Source organism: Sporomusa acidovorans (assembly GCF_900101845.1).
GTDB lineage: Bacteria > Bacillota > Negativicutes > Sporomusales > Sporomusaceae > Sporomusa > Sporomusa acidovorans.
In genome coordinates this window covers 1-21,426 of sequence record NZ_FNAM01000004.1, presented here as the reverse complement: position 1 = coordinate 21,426, position 21,426 = coordinate 1, and the positions used below count along the sequence as shown (strand labels likewise).

General features: G+C 39.0%; 20 protein-coding genes. 19 read left to right on the top strand and 1 reads right to left on the bottom strand.

What is annotated here, in order from left to right:
• Position 1: 1 nt before the first annotated feature.
• Positions 2–586: an HD-GYP domain-containing protein gene (locus BLR65_RS04690; RefSeq protein WP_245692426.1), complete on the bottom strand. Its 585-nt coding sequence runs from the start codon at positions 584–586 to the stop codon at positions 2–4.
• A 338-nt stretch (positions 587–924) separates the two neighbouring features.
• On the opposite strand from BLR65_RS04690, the gene BLR65_RS04685 reads away from it, so the two are divergent.
• The 19 genes from BLR65_RS04685 to BLR65_RS04595 all read left to right on the top strand — a co-directional run.
• The gene (locus BLR65_RS04685; protein ID WP_176772689.1) at positions 925–1,332 is read left to right on the top strand and encodes a flagellar protein; all 408 of its coding nucleotides are present in this window, start codon (positions 925–927) and stop codon (positions 1,330–1,332) included.
• A gap of 106 nt (positions 1,333–1,438) precedes the next feature.
• The gene (flgM, locus tag BLR65_RS04680; RefSeq protein ID WP_093793009.1) at positions 1,439–1,738 is read left to right on the top strand and encodes a flagellar biosynthesis anti-sigma factor FlgM; all 300 of its coding nucleotides are present in this window, start codon (positions 1,439–1,441) and stop codon (positions 1,736–1,738) included.
• 11 nt (positions 1,739–1,749) lie between these two features.
• Positions 1,750–2,250: a flagellar protein FlgN gene (locus tag BLR65_RS04675; RefSeq protein ID WP_169716882.1), complete on the top strand. Its 501-nt coding sequence runs from the start codon at positions 1,750–1,752 to the stop codon at positions 2,248–2,250.
• An 11-nt stretch (positions 2,251–2,261) separates the two neighbouring features.
• The gene (gene flgK / locus BLR65_RS04670; RefSeq protein WP_093793005.1) at positions 2,262–4,397 is read left to right on the top strand and encodes a flagellar hook-associated protein FlgK; all 2,136 of its coding nucleotides are present in this window, start codon (positions 2,262–2,264) and stop codon (positions 4,395–4,397) included.
• 5 nt (positions 4,398–4,402) lie between these two features.
• Complete coding sequence (gene flgL, locus BLR65_RS04665; RefSeq protein ID WP_176772688.1) at positions 4,403–6,310, top strand: flagellar hook-associated protein FlgL; 1,908 nt, start codon at positions 4,403–4,405, stop codon at positions 6,308–6,310.
• 16 nt (positions 6,311–6,326) lie between these two features.
• The gene (locus BLR65_RS04660) at positions 6,327–6,884 is read left to right on the top strand and encodes a DUF6470 family protein (RefSeq protein ID WP_093793001.1); all 558 of its coding nucleotides are present in this window, start codon (positions 6,327–6,329) and stop codon (positions 6,882–6,884) included.
• Between the two features lie 23 nt (positions 6,885–6,907).
• On the top strand, positions 6,908–7,366 hold the full coding sequence (gene fliW, locus BLR65_RS04655) for a flagellar assembly protein FliW (RefSeq protein ID WP_093792999.1): 459 nt from the start codon (positions 6,908–6,910) through the stop codon (positions 7,364–7,366).
• A gap of 1 nt (position 7,367) precedes the next feature.
• A complete protein-coding gene (gene csrA / locus BLR65_RS04650; RefSeq protein WP_093792997.1) occupies positions 7,368–7,604 on the top strand; it encodes a carbon storage regulator CsrA in 237 nt (78 codons plus the stop codon).
• Positions 7,605–7,682: 78 nt separating this feature from the next.
• Positions 7,683–8,051 carry a flagellar protein FlaG gene (locus BLR65_RS04645; RefSeq protein ID WP_093792995.1) on the top strand — a complete coding sequence of 123 codons (369 nt, stop codon included), beginning with the start codon at positions 7,683–7,685 and terminating at the stop codon, positions 8,049–8,051.
• 29 nt (positions 8,052–8,080) lie between these two features.
• The gene (fliD, locus tag BLR65_RS04640; RefSeq protein WP_093792993.1) at positions 8,081–10,276 is read left to right on the top strand and encodes a flagellar filament capping protein FliD; all 2,196 of its coding nucleotides are present in this window, start codon (positions 8,081–8,083) and stop codon (positions 10,274–10,276) included.
• Positions 10,277–10,332: 56 nt separating this feature from the next.
• The gene (gene fliS, locus BLR65_RS04635) at positions 10,333–10,725 is read left to right on the top strand and encodes a flagellar export chaperone FliS (protein ID WP_093792991.1); all 393 of its coding nucleotides are present in this window, start codon (positions 10,333–10,335) and stop codon (positions 10,723–10,725) included.
• A gap of 1 nt (position 10,726) precedes the next feature.
• Positions 10,727–11,059 (top strand): hypothetical protein, encoded by a 333-nt coding sequence (locus BLR65_RS04630; protein ID WP_093792989.1) that lies wholly within the window; start codon positions 10,727–10,729, stop codon positions 11,057–11,059.
• A gap of 322 nt (positions 11,060–11,381) precedes the next feature.
• Positions 11,382–12,857 (top strand): flagellin N-terminal helical domain-containing protein, encoded by a 1,476-nt coding sequence (locus tag BLR65_RS31325; protein ID WP_093792987.1) that lies wholly within the window; start codon positions 11,382–11,384, stop codon positions 12,855–12,857.
• Between the two features lie 179 nt (positions 12,858–13,036).
• Positions 13,037–15,085, top strand: coding sequence for a glycosyltransferase family 2 protein (locus tag BLR65_RS04620; protein ID WP_093792985.1), 2,049 nt, complete (start codon positions 13,037–13,039; stop codon positions 15,083–15,085).
• A 103-nt stretch (positions 15,086–15,188) separates the two neighbouring features.
• The gene (locus BLR65_RS04615) at positions 15,189–17,954 is read left to right on the top strand and encodes a glycosyltransferase (RefSeq protein WP_093792983.1); all 2,766 of its coding nucleotides are present in this window, start codon (positions 15,189–15,191) and stop codon (positions 17,952–17,954) included.
• Between the two features lie 10 nt (positions 17,955–17,964).
• A complete protein-coding gene (locus BLR65_RS04610; protein ID WP_093792981.1) occupies positions 17,965–19,548 on the top strand; it encodes a glycosyltransferase in 1,584 nt (527 codons plus the stop codon).
• 343 nt (positions 19,549–19,891) lie between these two features.
• Positions 19,892–20,908, top strand: a complete 1,017-nt coding sequence (locus BLR65_RS04605) for a 3-oxoacyl-ACP synthase III family protein (RefSeq protein WP_093792979.1) — start codon at positions 19,892–19,894, stop codon at positions 20,906–20,908.
• A 22-nt stretch (positions 20,909–20,930) separates the two neighbouring features.
• On the top strand, positions 20,931–21,176 hold the full coding sequence (locus tag BLR65_RS04600) for a phosphopantetheine-binding protein (RefSeq protein ID WP_211285148.1): 246 nt from the start codon (positions 20,931–20,933) through the stop codon (positions 21,174–21,176).
• Positions 21,176–21,426 (top strand): LbetaH domain-containing protein (locus BLR65_RS04595; protein WP_218130620.1); only part of this gene is annotated, 251 nt, incomplete at its 3' end. The genes BLR65_RS04600 and BLR65_RS04595, both read left to right, overlap by 1 nt.

The following is a 21,426-nucleotide window of genomic DNA, read 5'->3' as shown; positions in this document are numbered from 1 at the left end:
CTTATCCCAACGCGTCAATAAATGCCCGGACAACCTCGGGGTCAAACGCCATGCCGGACAGGCTCAAGAGCTCACCGACAGCTTCATCCTTGGTTTTCACCCAATTTTGTGTACAAGGATTAATAAACCGGTCATAATGGTTGGCGACGGCGATAATCCGGGCGCCGAGCGGGATATTTACCCCCTTCAGCCGTTTGGGGTAGCCCTTGCCGTCAAACCGCTCATGGTGAAAGCGGATATAAGGAATAAGCTCCTGACAGGAGGGGATATTTTCCAACATGTAGCTGCCGGCGTTACAATGATTTTTGTACGTACTCATTTCCCGGGTTGACAGATAGGGGACTTTGGCCAGCACTTGGTTGGGTACCGTTATCTGGCCGACATCATGCAGCAGGGCAGCCAACCGGATGCGGTCAATTTCCTCTCTGGGCAAACGCATCTTGGCGGCGACGCTCACTGCATAGTTGGCTACCTGATGACTGTGTAAAGAGAGCTTGGCGTTTTTCAATTGAATCAGTTGCATGAAATTGGCAATGATGCCGTTCAAGGTTTCCGAATCACCGGCATAAATCTCTGGGTCCTGCATCAGCGTTAGCATACACACGACAAACTGCCTTTCGTTAGAGGCCAGTTGGCTGGCCTCCGTAATTTAATCACATGAAGTTTTTCTTGCAATGTATTACATTTATTTACAAGGAGCTGTTTTGACACAGACACAGAGACTCCTTTAATTGTTTGTTAACAATTTAGCTAAAAGACGATATAAAATAGGCAATATTGTTAATTAGCTAAAAACCGTCATAATCCTGCCTGTCAAAATAAAAAAATCTCGATTTATTGAGAAATGAGTCTAAAGCCCTAGGCTAGAATACAAAAATACTATATAATAACAATAACGTTAACTAGATAAAGGGGGGCCAACTCATGGGACTAGCCAATTGTCCGGAATGCGGTAAGCTTTATGTTGAAAATGCGGCGGGAATTTGTCCGGAATGCTACCGCAAACAAGAAGATGACGCAGAAAAAGTGGTTGAATATCTGCGTGACGTAGATAAGGCGACTCTGGAAGAAATTCATCAAGCCACCGGCGTAAAGCACAAAATCATCCTGCGCCTGCTTCATAGCGGCCGCATCATGGGCACTGCGATTTCTTATCCTTGTGAAACCTGCGGCACCTTGATTGACCAGGGCCGCCTGTGTGATAAATGCAGCAAAAATATTTTGGAACAGATGAAGCCGGAAGAGCGAAAGCAAGAGCAAGAGCCGCAGTCGCCAACGATAAAAACCCGTTCCCGGATGTATGGAAATTTGGAAAAAGATCATTTTAAATAAAAAAAAGAAAATAAATTTATAATATTTGCAGCAAGGATTTAATATCCTTGCTATTTTTTTCGATATAATACTAGAAGAAATGTAAGAGTTTGTGAGGTGCGGAAAAATGATTAACCCAAGCCAGGGCGTGAAAAACATTGTTAAGGCCTATGGTGACCAAAATATATTGGCTAAAAGCAATAAGGTCGAAAAGACGGTTTCCAAGCAGCAGCCTGATGAAGTTGTTCTATCCAGCCAGGCTCAGGAATTCGGGCAATATTTACAGAAAATCAAGGCAATGCCGGAAGCGCGTGAGGACAAGGTAAAAGAACTAACCGACAAAATTGCTGCGGGAAACTATCAGGTTGATTCAGGGAAAATTGCTGAAAAAATCATAAGCTATTCACGACCGACTAACACGTATTAGAGGAGGACATTGTGAAAGAAAAACTCGACAGGTTGTTTAATCTGTTAGCAAAACTGCTTGCTTTGTATCAAGGCATCTTAGAATTGGGTAAGAAAAAACGTGAAATTCTGACTGCAGGCGGCAAACCTCAAGAACTTGAAATGATCACTAAGCAAGAAGAGGTTTTGATTCTGCAAATTGGGAAAATGGAAAAAATGCGTGAAACTGTGGTTCAGGAAATAACAACTGCCAATAATGCGGGCGGGAAGCAGTTGACGCTGTCGCAAATCAGGCAACTGGCCAGTGTGGATGCAAGTGGGCGCTTTGAACAGGTTACCGAAAATCTAAAAACAGTCGTAAATGAAATTGCATCCCTGAATGAGATCAATACCCGTCTCCTGCAACAAGCAATGAATTTTATCAATTTTAATATTAATATGCTGGCACAACATGCCGCTGACCCCACTTATGCTCCACAGGGTCAGGAAAATAAACCGGCGCAGGCCAGAACTTTTTTTGATCAGAAAGTATAGGAGTTGATACAATGCGATCTACTTTTGGCGGTTTAAACACTATGCTGCTCGGGCTTTATGCGCAGCAAACCGGTCTTGACACAGTGGGACATAATGTTTCCAATGCCAGTACGGAAGGATACTCCCGGCAAACTGTCAATCTGTCCGCGACTGATCCACAGACTATCTATGCCAATGGCAGGAGTTATCAAATAGGCAGCGGCGTACAGGTTCAGTCTGTCATACGGGCCCGGGATATTTATATCGACAAACAAATGTGGAAGGAAATTTCCACACTGAATAATGCCCAGAGCAACGAGACCTATTTATCCAAGATCGAGAGTATTTTTGGCGAGAACAGTACTACCGGCATGCAATCGGTGTTGAACTCCTTCTGGAGTTCCTGGCAGACTCTATCGACCAATGCATCTGATGATGGCACCCGCACCACAGTGCGCGAGCGCGGCGTTGAATTGGCCAATGCCATACAACTGGCGGCCAAGCAACTGAAAAATGCGGGTAACGATATCAATTCGGCTGTTGATTTGAAAATTAATAAAATTAATCAAATTACTGCCGAAATGGCCAGCTTAAATAAACAAATTGTCAATGTTGAGGCTGGTGGTACTGATCATGCCAACGATTTGCGGGATAAACGCGACCTCTTGGTTGATCAGCTTTCCGCTTTAGTGGATACCCGGGTATATGAAGAAGCCAATGGCAGCTACACCGTTCAATCAGGTGGGACGACCTTGGTTAACGGCAACAGCAGTGCTACCTTAAAAACCGAGAAAGTTCAGGATACTGACTATAATGATTATGAAATTACCAGCAAGATTTATGTAGATGGAATGCCAGGCCAGTCATTGAAATTTACAAACGGGGAGATCAAAAGCCTGCTGGATATGCAACAATCTGATCAAACCGGTTTGAAAATGTATTTAAATAGTCTCAGCACGATGAGCCAGTTTTTGTTGCAGGATTTTAACGCTGTACACCGTAGCGGCTATGGAACTGATAATTCTACAAATAATAACTTTTTTGGTAAGTCAACAACTGACTATGCATCCAACGCCACCAGTTCTTATACAAAAAATGACTGGATTAAAGCACTTGAGGTAAATCCGGATATACTTGTAGATGGCGGTAACGCTAAAATTGCAGCTAAATCATCCGGCGGCGGTATTGGCGTTACCCAGACTAATGCCAGCGGCAGTACAGCCACGGTTTTTGCTACAGGCAAATATACCATGGGAACAACGCCTACAGCGGTGATGGTTAAAGTAACCAATCCCGCAACTCCGGGAAGTATCAACACAATACAATACTCCACAGATGGCGGGCACACTTGGAATGGCACGGATATTGCGCTAGATGCCAACCATCATGCGCAAGTACCGATTAACGGTCTTTCCGTGGATTTATATTTTTCCGCCAATACCAATAATGTGAGCGGCGATACCTATAGTTTCTCTTTAACCAATCACAGCGCCGACAGCAATTTTGTCATTTCGCAAAGCAATGCCGGCGGCGGCGCTGCCAATATTGTCAGCGCAACCGGAACCTATACGAACGGCGATACGGCTACTTCGATTGTCGTCCAGCCTTATGATAGTACGACTGCCAGTATTGATACGGCTACCGGCACGATTAAACAAATTAAATACTCCACAGATGGCGGCACTACCTGGTCAACCACGCCGGTTGCCGTTAACTCCACAACCGGAACATTTTCTTTTCTTGTTAACGGAGTTACTTTGACAATGAAAATTGCGGCTAAAGTTGGCAATAAAGCTACAGACCAATATTCCTTTACTCTCTCAAAAGGCAATGTGGCGAGCGGTGACAATGCCGTGCTGTTAGGAAAACGTTTGAAGACCGACACTTCTTCAACTCTTGGTAATTCATCACTTGACGGCTATTACAATTCTTTAATCGGCACGCTTGGCGTTCAAGGTCAAAACGCCCAGCGCACGGTTGACAACCAGCAGACACTGGTTGATCAGATTAATAACTGGCGTGAATCTGTTTCCGGCGTTAACCTTGACGAAGAAATGACCAATATGATTAAATTCCAAAAAGGCTATAGTGCGGCAGCCAGAGTCCTCACAACGATGGATGAGATGCTGGATAAATTGATCAACGGCACCGGCGTTGTCGGCCGATAAACGAGGTGAAAATTTTGCGAATATCTAGCAATATGATGCGATATAATTTTTTGCGTAGCCTCAATAATTCTATGGAAACGCAAAATAAACTCCAGGAGCAGCTTTCTGACGGAAAATCACTGCATCGTCCGTCCGATGATCCGGTCAAGGCTGTACGGAATTTAACATTTAAGACCAGTCTGACACTCAATGAGCAATATACGCAGAATTTGCAGGATGCCAAGTCCTGGATGGAAAATACTGACGGGGTCATGTCAGACCTGAGTTCCGTAATGATTAAAATCAAAGAACTGGTAGTCAGTGCCGATGATACCAAGCCGACAGACGCGTTAAACACCATTGGTACCCAGATTGACGGTTTGATTAACCAAATGGTGTCGCTGGGCAATACCAAAATCGGCGACCGGTATTTATTTGGCGGGCAAAATGATTCGACACAGCCGTTTGTGCGCAAAACGATTAAAGATCCTGATTCGGACTTAACCAGAGAAGTGATTGTCTATAATGGCGATGACAGTAAAATTTCCATGCCGATACAAGCCGGTGCCGTCAATCCTACGCAAGACAGTGTGAATTTGACCGGTTCGGAAGTATTTGGCCCAACTGAGACTATATACGGACAGCAAACAATGAGTGTGCTCAATCATTTGCTGGAAATCAAAAACGAACTGGCCAAGACTTCGAGTGTAACCCAGACTAACGCTAATGGTGGAATTGGCACAGTCGGTGGCAAGTATACCGGTGCCGGTTATAAAAATTTTGATGTCCGGATTGATAATGTGGATGGTACTGGCCGTGTCACGGCGGCATCCTACTATGATAGCGACAATAACACTTGGAAAAGTACTGCGGTTGATAGCAGTAATAATCCCGCTGTCATTACGTTGACTGATGGCGTTACGTTTAATATTGCCGATAAGCAGGAGAGTTTACCGGCTAACCCCGGGAACCATGTTGGCAACGTCTATTCGTTCCGTGTGCCGCAGGAGGCTTTTACTGTTGCCAAGAATAATGCTTTAGGCGGTGACGCGGCGATTACCGGTACATTATCAAGTACGGGCACGATACCTAACAATATTCGCATTGATAGTGTTGACAGCTCAGGTCAAGTTTTGACGGCATCGTACTCCAGTGACGGCGGCAATACCTGGACCAGCCTGAGCAACTATGATGTGACCCAAACCAACTCCTCCGGCTCTCCCGCTACAGTGACAGGCAATCGCACGGCGGGTTCTACCTACACGGTCAATATTACCGGCGTGGATGCAACCGGTAAAATAACCGGTGCCACTGTTGCGGCCGGGGCAATACCAAGCGGCCTTACAGTTAGTGCTATCACCTATGATGTTGCTACCAATTCTACTACCGGCAGCACTTCCACAGTAGCCAATATCCAATTATCAACAGGCGAGGTATTACATATACCAACAAATTTGGCCAATACAACCGGCGATGCCTACACGGTTACGGCTAAAGCCAATGACTTTATAAAAACGACCGGCACTGCTACCGTAATTAATCTGCCAAATGGGTCAAATATTAGTGGCTTGACTATGACCATCAACGCGGATTCAGACAATAAGGTCAATGATACTTATTCCTTCGATTTGCCCCAGGGCAAAGGTCCTGACGTCAACTGGTTATCCAGTGTGGCTACCCAGTATGTGGATGACGATCACAACATGCAGCTTAAAGCCCAGACAAACTTGGGTGCGCGCATGTCCATGTATGAAATGGCTTATAACATGCTGGAAAATCAGAACGTCGTTATTAATACCGATATTGCCAATACGGAAGACATTGATTTGGCTAAGGCTATTACTGACTTTAATACCGCCCAGAATATCTACCGCAGCGCGTTGGCTGTAGGCGGAAAAATTATGCCGACTTCGTTGGTTGACTTCCTAAGTTAAAGGAGGATGATCTGCCATGCTTCTAGTTAAGATACATCAACAGGATGCAAAGATACGGATGGCTACAACGGATCCCTTACTGTATCTTCATATTGCTGACCCTAAAGTGGAGATATCTTCCGAACCCTTGCAACTGGAAATTCATCAACCGGCAGCCGAAGTAATTATTGATAATTACCCCAGTGATTATTCCCGGGGGATAAAAAACTTTATGGATTTTGAACGGGATAACGCCCGCAAAGCTATGGAAAATGCTTATGAAGCTGTGGGGAAGATTGCCAGCGACGGAGCAAGGCTAGCCAGAATAGAAAACAAAGGTACGCTTGCTCAATTGGCAAAGGAAGCAATGAATCCCAAAACCGTAGAGATTAATGTGGGCAGTGTTGCGGAGCCGACGCTCCAGGTGACAACGCATGAAGCGGAGATTAAAGTGATTCCCGGACGTCAGAATATTAACTTGAAACCAGGCTCGGTTACCGGAGACTTGCGGCAAGGATCGGTTCATGTGACCATGGTGCAATATCCGCAAATATATTATCAAGTTGTTGACAGCAGCGTTGATATTCAGACTTAGCAAATTAGAGCGAGGAGTACATTATGTTAATTCATACAACCCGGTTTGGCGATATAGAAGTGTCTGAGGACATGTTATTACAGTTCCCCCATGGTTTGCCAGGTTTTCCGGACGAACGAGAGTTTGCTTGTCTGCCTGTAGAAGAGAATAATCCTTTTGCTTTTTTGCAATCGGTGAATGAACCGAATTTGACTTTTACTTTAGTAGACCCATTTGCTTTTTTTCAAGACTATGAGTTTAGTCTTGACGACCAGGTTGCCAAGGAAATCGGACTAACTGCTACGAATCTTCCTCGTATTTACAATATCGTCAGCGTACCGGCCAATCCGGAAGAAATGACGGCAAACCTGCTGGCGCCGCTTATTATTAATACCGAAAGCAGAAAAGCTATCCAGATGATTCTGGAAAAAACTGCCTATACTACCCGTCATCGCTTGTTTCCCAATGGGTTTGATAAGCAACCGGGCAAGGGGGGCAAATGATATGCTGGCGCTTACGAGAAAAGTGGGCGAAAGAATTGTCATACGTGATGACATTGTAATCACGGTTGTTGATATTAAAGGTGAGAATATTCGCCTTGCCATTGAAGCTCCCCAAGAGATAAAGATTTACCGTGGAGAAATCTATGATGCCATTGTTAAGGAAAATAAACAAGCGGCTGCACCAGCTCAAGCTGGTGTTATAGAAGTTTTGAAAGATATCAAAATTAACAGGCCATAATACATCCTGTTTCGTTGCCAGGGAGGCGGCGACAGATGTATCTATAAAAGCATAGTAAAAAGCACGGAGGCGATTTTCATGGATATACAAACTGTGGCCACTTACCCAACCGGAAGAGTAATAATTCCAAAGTCAGCATCGACTCAGTTTGAAATAGTTTCCCATCAGGACAATATTGGCGAGCAGCAAGACCTTGAAAAAAAAGATGAAACAAAGCTGTTGCCAGAAAACGAAGTCCAAGATATGACTGATGAGCTAAATGATTTTATGGAGTACATTAACACCGACATAAGATTTGTTTTACATCAGAAGACGGAAACATTGATGGTTCAGGTTGTGGATGTGGCTAAAAATAAAGTACTTCGTGAGGCGCCTCCAAGGGATTTTCTGGATAGTTTAGCAAGGCTTCATGAATTTGTCGGAGCGTTGCTGGATAAAAAAGTATAAAATAATTTTGATTTAAGGGAGGGTTTAGTATGACAAGCAGTATAAATAGTACGAATAGTTTAATGCGTACATATGGCTTAAGCGGTTCCGGCATAGATGTAGATTCCATGGTAGAAAAACTGATGACTGCCGCACGGCAGCCCTATAATAAACTGACACAGCAGCAGACCCTGGTAAGCTGGCGAAAGGAAGCCTATAATTCTTTTTATACCAGTATTGGCAGTTTTCGTAACGATAAGATTTACAACTTTCAGATGAAGAGTACGCTGGCGGCCAAAACCGTAGTTTCCAGTAACAGCTCAGCCGTAACGGCTACCGCCAATGGCGATGCCGCGCCCATTAATCATAGCGTTAATGTGCTGCAACTGGCCAGTGGCGTAACGCAAACCAGCACAGATAAGATTACAACAGGCACGGATAAAAGCACGATAGCTAAACAATTTGGTGTAAGCGGCACGTTTTCTATGCAAATTAACGGCAAAACCATCACCGTTGATTCTTCCAAAAGTATTAATGAATTAGTTAGTTCAATTAATAAAGCAGGCGCCGGTGTTTCAGCTACTTATGATGCGAATCAAGACCGTTTTGTTATTTATACTAATGGGATTGGCGCCAGTACCGGTATTGATTACAGTGGCAGCAGCACGCAAGGGTTGGATTTTATTACGAATAAATTAAAACTGAGTGCACTTAACAATGTTACGACTAGTGGCGTTACGAGCAGTTCCGCCATTGGTTTTTCCGATACCGCCAATTTAGCAGGCCAATTTGCCGGTTTGGCCGGAAGTTTTAACCTAAAGCTCACTATGGGTGATGGTACTGTTGCTAATATTGCGGTGGATACCACCAAGACTTCACTGAGTGATATTATTAATCAGATTAACAATATAAAAGATGCTAGTGGCAACCAAGCCGCTTTTGCCAGTATGGACAGCAGCGGCAAATTTATTCTTAAAGCAAAAGATGACGCCAATCCCATTCAGCTAACCGGCAGCGACGCGGCAGCTATTTCTTTTTTGAATAATCAGTTGAAGCTCACTTCGGTGGTGGATGATACTGCAGTGATTGGCAGTACCGGCGTAAGCAGTTCGGAACGGGTGGGCACAGATTTAAATGCTGCTATTTTTCCGGGCAACGACACTGCTTTTGAAATAAAAATTTCCGACGGTACGAATACACAATCCGTTACACTTCATTATAATAATTCCATGCAAGAAATTTTAAATGCGATTAATGCAACCGGTTTAGCCACGGCTACGTTCGAACACGGCAAGTTCTCGCTAAAAGCCAAAAATAGCGGTGCTATTTTGGATTTAAGCGGCAGTGATGCTACTGCCCAGAATTTTCTAACAAACGGGTTGCTGCTTACTTCACAAAAAGGACAAGATGCGCAGGTAAAAATTGATGGGGTTCTAACTAACCAATCGAAAAATTCCTTTACCATGGCCGGTGTTACCTATAACCTGCAATCAACGGGCAATGCCAGTATTATGGTGCAAAACGATACAGAAAAAGTAATCAGCAGCGTTAAAACCTTTGTTAATGATTACAACACTATGCTGGCATCCATAAATACTAAGCTTGATGAAAAATATGACAGAAATTATCTGCCCCTGACCGATGATCAAAAAGACGCTATGAAGGACGATGATGTTACTCTCTGGACGACGAAGGCAAAAACTGGCCTTTTGCATAATGATTCTATTTTAAAAACCTTGCGCGATTCTATGCGCAGCGCTTTTACAGATGCTGTATCCGGTATTGACGGCAAGTATAAAAGCGCGTCAAGCATTGGGATTACGACAAGTTCCGACTGGACAGAAGAAGGCAAGCTGTATGTGGACGAAACCAAGCTGCGGGCTGCATTAGAAGACGATCCCGATGCTGTTTACAAAATCTTTGGCACAACTGACAATAGCAGCAGTAGTACCTCTGACTCCAGCTTTAATGCCAGCCGCAATGGGATTGCGACGCGGTTGTATAAATATACAAATACTGCCATAAATGATATTGTCGACGAAGCTGGCACTAAGTCCGCTACTGCCGGTGATTTAACAAGTGTACTCGGCAAACAAAATAAAGAATATGCTGATAAAATTTCGACTATGAGTAAGAAATTACAGACTTTGGAAACCCAATATTATAATAAATATAGCAAGATGGAAGAAGCATTGGCGAAGCTGAACCAACAGACCAGCCAATTAAGCGCTATGCTTGGTTCGTAATTTGACAGTTTCCTATGGTTTGGAAAGGTTGAACCAATAATAAGGGGGATATTGTCATGGATGCCGCAACCACAGCGAATGTTTACAAACAACAGCAAATTATGACGGCGCCGCCGGAAGAACTGACCTTGATGCTGTATAACGGCGCAATCCGGTTTATTACAGAAAGCCTGCATGCCCTGGAAGAAAAGGATCTTGAAAAAGCCCACCACAAAAACATGCGAGCGCAAAATATAGTGCATGAGCTTATGGTGACAACGGATACTGATTATGAAATTTCAAAAAACTGGTTAATTATTGAGGAATATATTCTGCACTGTTTGGTGCAGGGGAATATCAACAAAGAGAAAGCGCCGCTGGAACAAGCCAAAAAACTGCTGACAGAATTCCGCGATACGTGGGTGCAAGTCATCAAGCAAGTGCGCCGTGAGCGGGCGGAAGCGAAATAAAATGAGTAATCAAGAACTACAACAAAAGTGGCAGGATTATTTATTTTTGACCCGGGAAATGAATAAATTTCTGCTGCTGAATGATTTAGATTTATTTCATTCCTTAGTCGACCAGCGGGGTGATCTGCAGCAGCAGATCGAAACTATGCCTGATGAGGCGTATTATAATTCGGATGACGGAAAAATGCTGCTGCAAGTGATAAAAAAAACAAATGCGGCCATGCTGCAGAATTTTCATAAAGTCTTTAACTCCATGAAACAGCGGGAGAATGTTGCGAAACATTACGAAAGCAAGATAAATTTTGTGGGAAATTATTTAAATAGCAGTACATAACTAAAAAATACCAACTTTGAAATTAGGGCCAATCGTAAAGTGAATTGGCTCTAATTTATTTATGTAATAACAATGTTTAACTTTAGGAAGCTTACAAAGTTGAAAAAACTGTCAGATAATACAACATTGAATTAAATATCGCCAAAAAATGTTGGAAAAATATTAAATAACCTCTTATTATTTTATTAATTTCTACGATATTAGTATTGTAGGGACAAAAACACTCTTAGTTCACAACCGGCCGGGGTGAGCAAGAGTGTGCCGCAACAAATACATTTGGGCAAGGATGCCTGAATATTACAATCAGGGAGGAACATAACTAATGATCATTAATCACAATCTTTCCGCAATGAATACCCTTAATGCGCTGAACAAAAACAGCAGCGCTGCCAACGCTTCACTGAAAAAACTGTCCACTGGCTACCGCATCAACGGCGCTTCTGACGACGCTGCTGGTCTTGCTATCTCGGAAAAAATGAGAGGTCAGATCAGCGGCTTGAAACAAGCTTCCGCTAATGCGCAAGACGGCATTTCTTTATTACAGACAGCAGAAGGCGGTTTGGATCAAACTCATAGCATTCTTCAAAGAATGCGCGAACTGGCTGTACAGTCAGCCAACGATACCAATACCACTGATGACCGTCAAAAAATCCAAGCTGAAGTTGACCAACTGGCCAAAGAAATCAGCCGTATCTCCAATACCACGGAATTCAACACCCAGAACCTGCTGGCAGGCGGCCTGAGCGACACCTTCCATATCGGTGCCAATGCCAACCAAAACATGGCCATTTCTGTAAGCGCTATGGATGCTCAGTCTTTGGGCGTAGCCGACAACATTATTACGGCTGCTTCCGTTAAACAAAACTCTTCTGGCTTAAATATTTCCAGTGTATCGAGAAGCTTGGATGACAAGACTACTTATACTGTAAAGATTGCCAGCCATACAGCTGCTACGTACACTAGCGCTGTAACGCAGACTTATAAGGATAGTGGTTCATCAGCTACTTTCAGCATTACCGCAGTAAGTAACTATACGGGAACTAGTAATGCTAATTACTTAGTAAAAGTTGCTAGTACAAGTACTGCTGGTACTGCTGTAAACAGCATTACCTATTCTACAGACAATGGTACTAGTTGGACTACGGTAAATGGTGACTTTACCACTGGTGTAACGATTGATGGTATGCAGATGAAATTCTCTAATGCTGCCATTAAAGCTGGCGACACTTGGAGTTTTGGAGTTAAAGCATCACAAACCACTCTTCAACTAACTGATGCTTCGGGTAATGTTGGCTCTTCAGTAACCGTTCACAAAGGCGATACCTCTGCAACTGTTGGTGACAGTAATTTAGATAAGACAGTAAGTCTTTCCTTTGACTATAGTAAACTAGCTGCTACTGGCGTGACGACAACCTTTGTTTCTAAATCAATTGATTCTACGGCGGCTGTATTAAATAATAAAGATGTGGCTGCCAATGCAACTGTAGTAGCAGGCATCAATGTAAGCACACAGGCTAATGCCAATAAAGCAATCACTGCTATTGATAAGGCTATCAATGCTGTATCTAAACAAAGGTCTGCCTTAGGTGCTTATCAAAACCGCTTAACTAACACAATTGATAACTTGAATACTTCTAACGAAAATATCACATCCTCTGAATCCCGTATTCGTGATGTAGATATGTCGGAAGAAATGACGACTTATCAGAAAAACAGCATTCTACAGCAGGCTGCTAACGCTATGCTGGCTAAAGCTAATCAACAGCCGCAAACTGTATTGCAATTACTGCAAGGTTGATTTGTTAAGTTGTTACAACTTAAAAGAGACTCTGGAACTTCCAGAGTCTCTTTTAAAATCATTTTACAGAAAAAATAGTAGATTATAGGTTATATAGAAAATTTTTTTAGAAGAATTTTGTCTATAGCCTATTATTTATGATAATTTAAAGTTTGCTAACATTCAAGGGAGGCCTTCCTATGAGATTAAGTATATGTATAATGGTAAAAAATGAAGAGAAGTATTTTGAACGTTGTCTGGTAAGCCTCCAACCACTCAGGGATGCTGTTGAATCCGAACTAATTGTCGTAGATACGGGTTCAACAGATTCAACCGTAGAAATAGCCAAACATTTTACAGATAAAATTCACTTCCATCCTTGGAATAATGATTTTTCGGCTATGCGCAACATAACACTTAGTTATGCAAAAGGTGAATGGATTTATATTACAGATGGCGATGAAATTTTAGAAGTGTTCCAGCCACTGATCGATTTTTTACACTCGCCTAAAAGAAATCAATATGGCGCAATGGCTATCACCGGAAAAAATATCGTTGATTTGGAAACAGGTGCATATTCATCTCAAGTTGGTTTTAGGTTGTTTAAAAACGACGGCTATTTTCATTATGAAGGAGCCGTGCACAATCAGGCAGTATTTAAGGGTGAGACGCTTGCCATACCGGAAGTATCTGTACTTCACTATGGTTATGTAGCAAATGATAAAGAATTGATGGAACGCAAGTTTTTACGTACCAGTGCTATTTTACACAAAGAACTGGAAAAAGACCCAGAGAATATCTATTATTGGACGCAATTATCAGTCACTTATGCTATGCATAGTGATTATACAAAAGCAATTGAATATGCCGAAAGAGCTTATTCTTTATTACCCGAAATTAGGACTCACAACTATATGTTTGTGCTTTTGCAACTGATTTTAGTCTATCAACATCAAAATCAGTACGACAAAGTAGCTCAGTTTTGCCGGGAATCTCTATCGATCAAAGAAGGCTATTTGGATGTATATTACTATTATGCCGAATCACAAGCTATGCTTGATAATTATCCGGAAGCCATGCGCTACTTTGAAAAATATCTTCACTTACTGGAGGTGCGAGAACAGCAGCAAGAGCGAGACGTTACGGTTATTGAATATTCTTTAACTTTTGTGCAATTGGTTTATTATAATATGTCGCGAATGGCAAAGCGTGAAAGGCTTTATGACCAAGCTTTATATTATGCGGAAAAAATAACTGATGAACAGTATCTTGGTGACAATATATTGACGATTATTGAACTATATATAGCTACCGATAAAATTAACGAAATGTATACCTATTTTAAAACACGCATCAGCGATAGGCATCAAGCTGCTTTTTTTGAGCAATTAGCAAAAGCAATGGAAAAAGTTGAAAAATCAATGAAAATTGCAATTGCTCATATTTTCTCTAATATTAATTCCGAGTTTGGTTTATTATGTGGGTTAATAGAAGAAGACCATAACGGTTATATTTCACCAGATACGCAGTTTGCTGTAGAACAATTGGAGTTAGTCAATATCCCCGTTTATTGCAGTGATATACTTTTTTATCTATTAAAATGGGATTGTCCGTTAACTAACTTAATAACTAATTTTAAAGAGGTATGGTTAAGCTGCGCATTTGATTATATTGCAAAACACCACGAGGATTTGAGTGAGTATTTGTATACCTATTTGCAAAAGCATGATGATAGTAGACAGTTTTGCGATTACAAGTTAAATAAGACATTAGCCCGGTATGCATTACTACTAAATAAACTGGATGATGAACAATATAGAAATGTATTTAACAAGTACCTGCAAGAAGGTATTAATTATCTACAAACGGTGTATAGTACCTATGTATTTGATAATGAAATGGTTTATGAACTAAAGAATGATGAAGAAGTATTTTTATTGTATATGTATTATGCTCAAATTAATCGAAAAAACAATCAAAATGAATATGCTAAATATCTTCGCATGGCTTTAGCGGCTTTCCCAGCCATGAATCGTGGCATTCAGATGCTGCTAAAAGAAATGCAAAACGCCATTACAGTACAGAAAAATGAGTTTGATGAATATAAAACCCAAGTCAAATCCACTATTTGTCAGCTTATTGATAGCGGAAAAATGGACGAGGCTAAAACTATTCTGAATGAATACAAAAATATTGTGCCTAATGATATGGAAGCTATATTATTAGAATCAAGAATTCTTTTAAATTAATAAATATCGAATAGATGCTCAAAATTGACTAAAAGGAGTTCGACACAGCAGAACTCCTTTTGTCTAAGCAATAGGTTACATTTGCTAAGAAAGTGTGGATGTTATGACGGAAAACCTTGAGATGATCAATTTGCAGGTGAAAGACAATATATTAAAGCTTATCAATATTGAAAAATTCCAAGAAGCGCAAAGTTTATTGAATGAATATATGAAGATGGTAAATAACGATGCGGAAGTTTATTCAATACAGTGTGTGCTTCATTTAAAACATGGAAATATTGAAGCGGCACAGAAAGCTGCAGAACAGGGATTAGAGATAAATCCCCAATATTTTGATTTACTATATAATCTGGGATATATCGCAGAGATGAAAAGTGAAATAGAAGCAGCATATAACTTTTATACTAAGGCGCAAAAAAACGCAAAAGCCAATCAACAAATAGAAATAATTCAAGCTGCTTGCGAACGAATTGCCGTTATGATGCCTTTAATTTCCACTGATAAATTAGCAATTATTTGTATAAAGGGATTGGACAGCTTTATACATGATATAAGCCGTGAACTCTCTAAAAGATATGTTGTTAAAAAGTATATTATAGAGAATGATCAAGAAATTCATGCTGCCATTGATTGGGCAGACATTATATGGCTTGAGTGGGGAAATGAGTCAACTATCGTTGCCACACAATATCCGGGAATAAAAAATAAAAAAGTGTTTGTTCGGATTCATGGATATGAAGTGTTTACAGACATGCCGGCAAAAATTAATTGGTCTGTAGTGAATAAGTTAATATTTGTTGCTGAACATAAACGAGAAGTGTTTTTTCAACGATTTGGAATGAGTATTTCTAAAGAAAAAACATGCGTTATTCGTAATGGGATAGATATTGATAAGTTTAATTTTACTAAAGGTAAAGAGAAAAATAAAAATATAGCATGTATTGGCAATATTAATTATCGCAAGGGCATAGATCTTTTGTTGCAATTTTTTTATGAGTTAATTCAAAATGATTCTGAATATAGATTGTTTATTCGGGGAGATTATCAGGATTTGCGGTATCAAATGGCTATAGATACAATGCTCCAGGAATTACAGTTACAAGATAAGGTTATATTTGTTGACAGAGTGGATAATCTTAATAATTGGCTAAAAAATATGAGTTTTATAGTGTCTTCATCAATTGAAGAATCCTTCCACTACTCGGTTGGAGAAGGCATGTTGGCAGGATTAAAACCTGTCATTTTTGCTTGGAGAGAAAGTAGAGATATTTGGCCTAGTGAATTTATTTTTAAAAATAGTTTTGAGTTTAGAAAAATTATTTTGGATAATTCATATGAACCTGAATGTTATCGGCAATTTGTGATTGATCATTATTCGCTAACAAAGCAAATACACGAAATTTATGAGCTCTTGAATGCGAAAGAAACGTGTAAAAAAAAGAATCCTTTAGTCACAATTGGTGTAACTAACTATAACGCTGAAAGATATATAGATGAATGTATTACTTCGATGCTAAATCAAACCTACACAAATCTCGAAATAATTGTGGTTGACGATGTTTCAACAGATAAATCATTTAAAAAGTTGCAGAAATTCGCTAGAAAACATAAAAATATTAAGGTAATTCAACATAGCCAAAATAGTGGAAGCCCAGATTTGGCTCGTCAAGAAATTATTGATAGTGCTAAGGGCCAGTATTTTATGCTATTTGATTCAGATGATTTTTTTGCGGATAATGCTGCTATTGAAAAGTTAGTACGAAAAGCGAAAGAGGATGTCTGTATTGATTATGTATATTGTGATTTGAGTATTGTAAATGAGCAGAGTATTAAAATAAATGAATGGCAGTTCCAGCAATACAATGCGGAGCAAATTGTACTTGAAACATTTAGACGTGGTGGGTCAGGAATTCTAACTATGAAAGGGTTATTTAAAACAAAATTTTTTAAAGATAATAATATTCCATATTTAAGTAATGGTACTGCTGGCGATACATTAACTTCCCTTTTATGCATGCAAAAAGGTATGAAAATAAAGTATTTGAGTGAGCCCCTAATTGCGTATCGTCAGCACCAGAACAATTTTACCTTTGATATGAAAAAGAGAATTGATTCAATTGTTGCTGTATTAGAATATATTGTAGCTAACTTTGATGAGAAAGTTTATTTTTCCGACTCAAGTTGGGATAAGTATAATAAAATTAATCGGGAAACTAATAAATATTACCTAATTACGCAACTATATTATCATGTGTTTAAACAATACTACGAAGGAAACTGGAAACCGTGGGAAGATGGTAACGCTCCCCAAGAAAGTGAAAAGATAAAAGAATATTTAATTCCCCTAAGGAATTTAATTATGTCTTATAGCCAAAAAATAATTAATACAGATTGCTATAACCAAGAACTAAATGCTATACGTGAATATTTAACCCATATTTATAATATTGCTTCATCTTCTGCAGCAATAATGACTATATGTCAAGAAAATACGAGACTGAAGTTTTTATTGCGTAGAATAGAAAATTGCATTGATGTAGATTCTAGTGTACAGCAGATTATTGAATTATTAACTCATAACGCAATGTCAATTTCTTCGCTTATTCTCCAAACCAAGCAATGTACCGTTTCGGTAGATCAAGTATTGAATGATATTGGAGCCGTTCTTTATAATAAAAACTATGTAGAAGACGCGATAAAGGTATTTCGGTATGCATTTAATATAAATTCTGAAAATCAAGATGTGCTTATGAATTTGGGAATTATTTACTTTATGCTAGGTGATAAAGTAAAAGCAAAAGAACATTTAACTAAACTAAAGTACAAAACTGATAACATAATTCAAATACTGCAACAAATTGAAGTGTGAGGGTCTTTTGATGGATGATAAAAAAATATGTTTCATTTGGAATGTTCAAAATGAAGAATATTATCAGGAGTCAGCTAAATATATAGATAATCTTATAATACCTCGCGGATTTCAAGTTGATAAAGTAGTAGTGAGTAATAAAAACTATGCTAAAGCTTATAATCAGGCTATAGCTAAAACTAATGCGAAATATAAGGTTTATTTACAGGATAGTTTGTTTATTTTCAATAAGAATTTTCTTAATGATATTCTTAGTATTTTACAAAATCCTCAAATTGGTATTTTAGGTATATTAGGTGCAAAAACCATACCAACAAGTGGAATTTGGCAGGAATCACGGCACAAGATAGGCAAGAAATATATAGGAAATAACGCGAAAGTAGAGTTAGTAACATTTAATACAATGAAAGAGATTTGCGAAGAAGTAAAAGTATTAGATGGTTGCATAATGGTTACACAATATGATGTTCAGTGGCGTGAAGACATATTTTGCAGCAAGTATTACCACGATGTTGGTCAATGTGTTGAGTTCAGGAAAAAAGAATATAAGATAGCTGTTGTTAATCAAGAAAAACCCTGGTGTTTATATGATAATATTGCAGATGACAACAAAGCAGAGTTTGAACGCGATAAAGAAATTTTTTTAAATGAGTACTCGAGAGATATTTATCCTTTAGTTAGTATTTTGATACCAACCTATAACGAGCCAGAATATTTTAAAATTGCATTAGAGAGTGCTATTAATCAAACCTATAGGAATATAGAAATTGTTGTTGGTGACGATAGCACGGATAATCGTACTAGAAACTTGATGGAATTATATTTAAAGAAGAATAAAAATATTAAATATATAAATAATAATGGTCAATTAGGAAAATATGGATATAATAATTTGAAAAATATATATCATCTAAGTAATGGAGAATATTATAATATTCTTTTGCATGATGATATTTTTCATCCTAAAAAAATTGAAATAATGATGAACTATTATATTGAATTAGAAAATATAACACTAGTTACTTCGTATCGACAATTAATTAATGAAAAAGGAGAATTTTTACCAGATCGTGCAGCAACACAAAAGTTGTTTGACCAAACTACAATTATAAATGGAAAAAGTCTAGGTAAATTTATTTTGACTAATTTTTTAAATGTTATAGGAGAAGGTACTACTGTTCTAATAAAAAAAGAATATACTGCTGGTATGTTTGGCGTATATTTTGACAAGCCATATGAAGCTTTAGGTGATATAACACAATGGCTGGAATTATTAAGAAAAGGAAATGCTATTTATATTAGTGATACTCTGAGCTTTTTTCGACAACATAATGGACAAAATACTAATAACGATTACTTGAAAATAAAAAATGCAATTGATAGCTATGGTTATATCAATGACTCATATAAACATAACTGCTTTATTGAAACAGAGAATGAATATAAGAAAATTTTGAGTACATGGCTGGAAGCTAATTCACATTTTATGCTTGAGTTATCCGCTAATCAAACTAATAAACTTTATGATGAAGAAACAGTTCATAAATATTTATATTGTATTAATACTGCTAAGACGCTTTTATCAATAGATTAGGAGAATTTATTATAAATAAGGTAAATGCTTTCAGAAATCGATTAATCCACGATAGTCTTATATGAAGAACCTTGAAAAATTCCAAGCAATTAAATGGTAATGTACTGAATCAAAGGAAGAAATTACCAAAAAAATACTAAGGATGTGTTTCATAAAAATGAGAAGATTTTGTAATTCAAAAAGAGTTGTTGGCATTAATACTGTCAAGAAGCATATTTTAAACCGTTGATGAGCAGGAAGGTGAATTGGCAAAACTACTGAATTTTGGAACGCATTTCAGGGGTATGAAGACCGAGATCTTACAGGTTAAAGATGTAGATAGTGAAATTGTTTGGAGGAATATATGAGATTTCAAACAAAAATTGAGGCAATTGAGTATTATTTGCCAAAAAATACCTTAAGTAACGAAAATTTAATAGAAGAAATGAATTTGCAATGGTCATCTGAAGAAATTTATAGAAAGACAGGTATCAGCAGTAGGCACATAGCAGATGCGTTTGAAACTTCTACAGACTTAGGTATTAAAGCTGCACAGCAACTATTATCGGCAGGTATATGTAGAGCTGATGATGTTGACTTTTTGTTGTTTTGTACGCAAAGTCCAGACTATTTTTTGCCAGCTTCGGCGTGTTTGATTCATCATCAATTAAAATTGCGCGCCGATTGTGGAGCGGTTGATTTTAATCAAGGATGTTCCGGTTTTATTTATGGTTTGGCTATTGCAAAAGGATTGATTGAATCCGGCATGGCCAGGAAGGTATTACTGCTTGCGGCTGAGACTTATTCAAAGTATATTAATTCACAAGATCGTTCGACAAGAACTATTTTTGGCGACGGAGCGGCAGCTGTCTTATTGGTGGCATCGTCCTCTAGCGGTCTGGGATCTGTTGTAGTTGGGACTGACGGCGTTGGAGCGGAGAATTTAATTGTTCCTGCCGGAGGTGCTAGAAATCCTATAAGAAATGAACAACTTATTGAACAGGCTGATGAGAACGGCAACATTCGCAGTAAGGCCAATTTGTATATGAACGGGCCGGAAATTTTTAATTTTACGTTGCGGGTAGTGCCTAAGGTTGTACAAGACATTTTGGATAGAGAAAACAAAACAATTGATCAAATTGATTATTTTATTTTTCATCAGGCAAACAAGTTTATACTTGACCATTTGCGCAAAAAGCTGAAGATAGCTGAAGAAAAGTTTTGGATTGATCTTAGTGAGTGCGGTAATACTGTATCGGCCAGCATCCCAATTGCGATAAAAATGGCACTTGATGCTGGGAAGATTAAGGCAGGGGATCAAGTTATGTTGGTAGGTTTTGGGGTAGGCTATTCATGGGGGGCCTGTTTGATTGAAATATAGCAATTGATGGGAGTGTTTTTTTGTGATAGAAAATAAAGCATTTTATGAAAAATTTGCAGAGATGCTAGAAATCTCTCCAGCAAAGGTTAATGAAGGTCTGGTATTAAAAGATACTAGTTGGGATTCATTGGCGGTAATGGCGACTATTGCGATGATAGATGATATTTATAATGTAACCGTTCCTGGGAAAAAATTATCACAATGTCAAACAGCTGGAGATATCTTGGCTCTTGTACAAATGGAAACAAGTAAAAAGGCGGACATATAATGCAAAGTAGGGAAGATATTGTAATTGTGGGACTTGGTGAAATTGCCGAAATTGCAATGGACTATTTTTCCTATGATTCACCTTATAAAGTTGTGGCATTTAGTGCTGAGAGTAGTTATATAAAGGATAATACTTTTTTAGGGTTACCTATTGTTGAGTTGGAAAGCATAACAGATTATTTTTCACCAAAGACATATAAAATTTTTGTAGCCATCGGCTATGATAGTTTAAATCGTGGGAGAGCCAGATT

Coding starts and splice junctions, on each gene's coding strand:
- flgM (WP_093793009.1), top strand. CDS start 1,439: ATGATTAACCCAAGCCAGGGCGTGAAAAACATTGTTAAGGCCTATGGT.
- BLR65_RS04615 (WP_093792983.1), top strand. CDS start 15,189: ATGACGGAAAACCTTGAGATGATCAATTTGCAGGTGAAAGACAATATA.
- BLR65_RS04620 (WP_093792985.1), top strand. CDS start 13,037: ATGAGATTAAGTATATGTATAATGGTAAAAAATGAAGAGAAGTATTTT.
- BLR65_RS04605 (WP_093792979.1), top strand. CDS start 19,892: ATGAGATTTCAAACAAAAATTGAGGCAATTGAGTATTATTTGCCAAAA.
- BLR65_RS04610 (WP_093792981.1), top strand. CDS start 17,965: ATGGATGATAAAAAAATATGTTTCATTTGGAATGTTCAAAATGAAGAA.
- fliS (WP_093792991.1), top strand. CDS start 10,333: ATGGATGCCGCAACCACAGCGAATGTTTACAAACAACAGCAAATTATG.
- BLR65_RS31325 (WP_093792987.1), top strand. CDS start 11,382: ATGATCATTAATCACAATCTTTCCGCAATGAATACCCTTAATGCGCTG.
- csrA (WP_093792997.1), top strand. CDS start 7,368: ATGCTGGCGCTTACGAGAAAAGTGGGCGAAAGAATTGTCATACGTGAT.
- BLR65_RS04660 (WP_093793001.1), top strand. CDS start 6,327: ATGCTTCTAGTTAAGATACATCAACAGGATGCAAAGATACGGATGGCT.
- BLR65_RS04630 (WP_093792989.1), top strand. CDS start 10,727: ATGAGTAATCAAGAACTACAACAAAAGTGGCAGGATTATTTATTTTTG.
- fliW (WP_093792999.1), top strand. CDS start 6,908: ATGTTAATTCATACAACCCGGTTTGGCGATATAGAAGTGTCTGAGGAC.
- BLR65_RS04645 (WP_093792995.1), top strand. CDS start 7,683: ATGGATATACAAACTGTGGCCACTTACCCAACCGGAAGAGTAATAATT.
- flgK (WP_093793005.1), top strand. CDS start 2,262: ATGCGATCTACTTTTGGCGGTTTAAACACTATGCTGCTCGGGCTTTAT.
- fliD (WP_093792993.1), top strand. CDS start 8,081: ATGACAAGCAGTATAAATAGTACGAATAGTTTAATGCGTACATATGGC.
- BLR65_RS04690 (WP_245692426.1), bottom strand. CDS start 586: ATGCAGGACCCAGAGATTTATGCCGGTGATTCGGAAACCTTGAACGGC.
- BLR65_RS04685 (WP_176772689.1), top strand. CDS start 925: ATGGGACTAGCCAATTGTCCGGAATGCGGTAAGCTTTATGTTGAAAAT.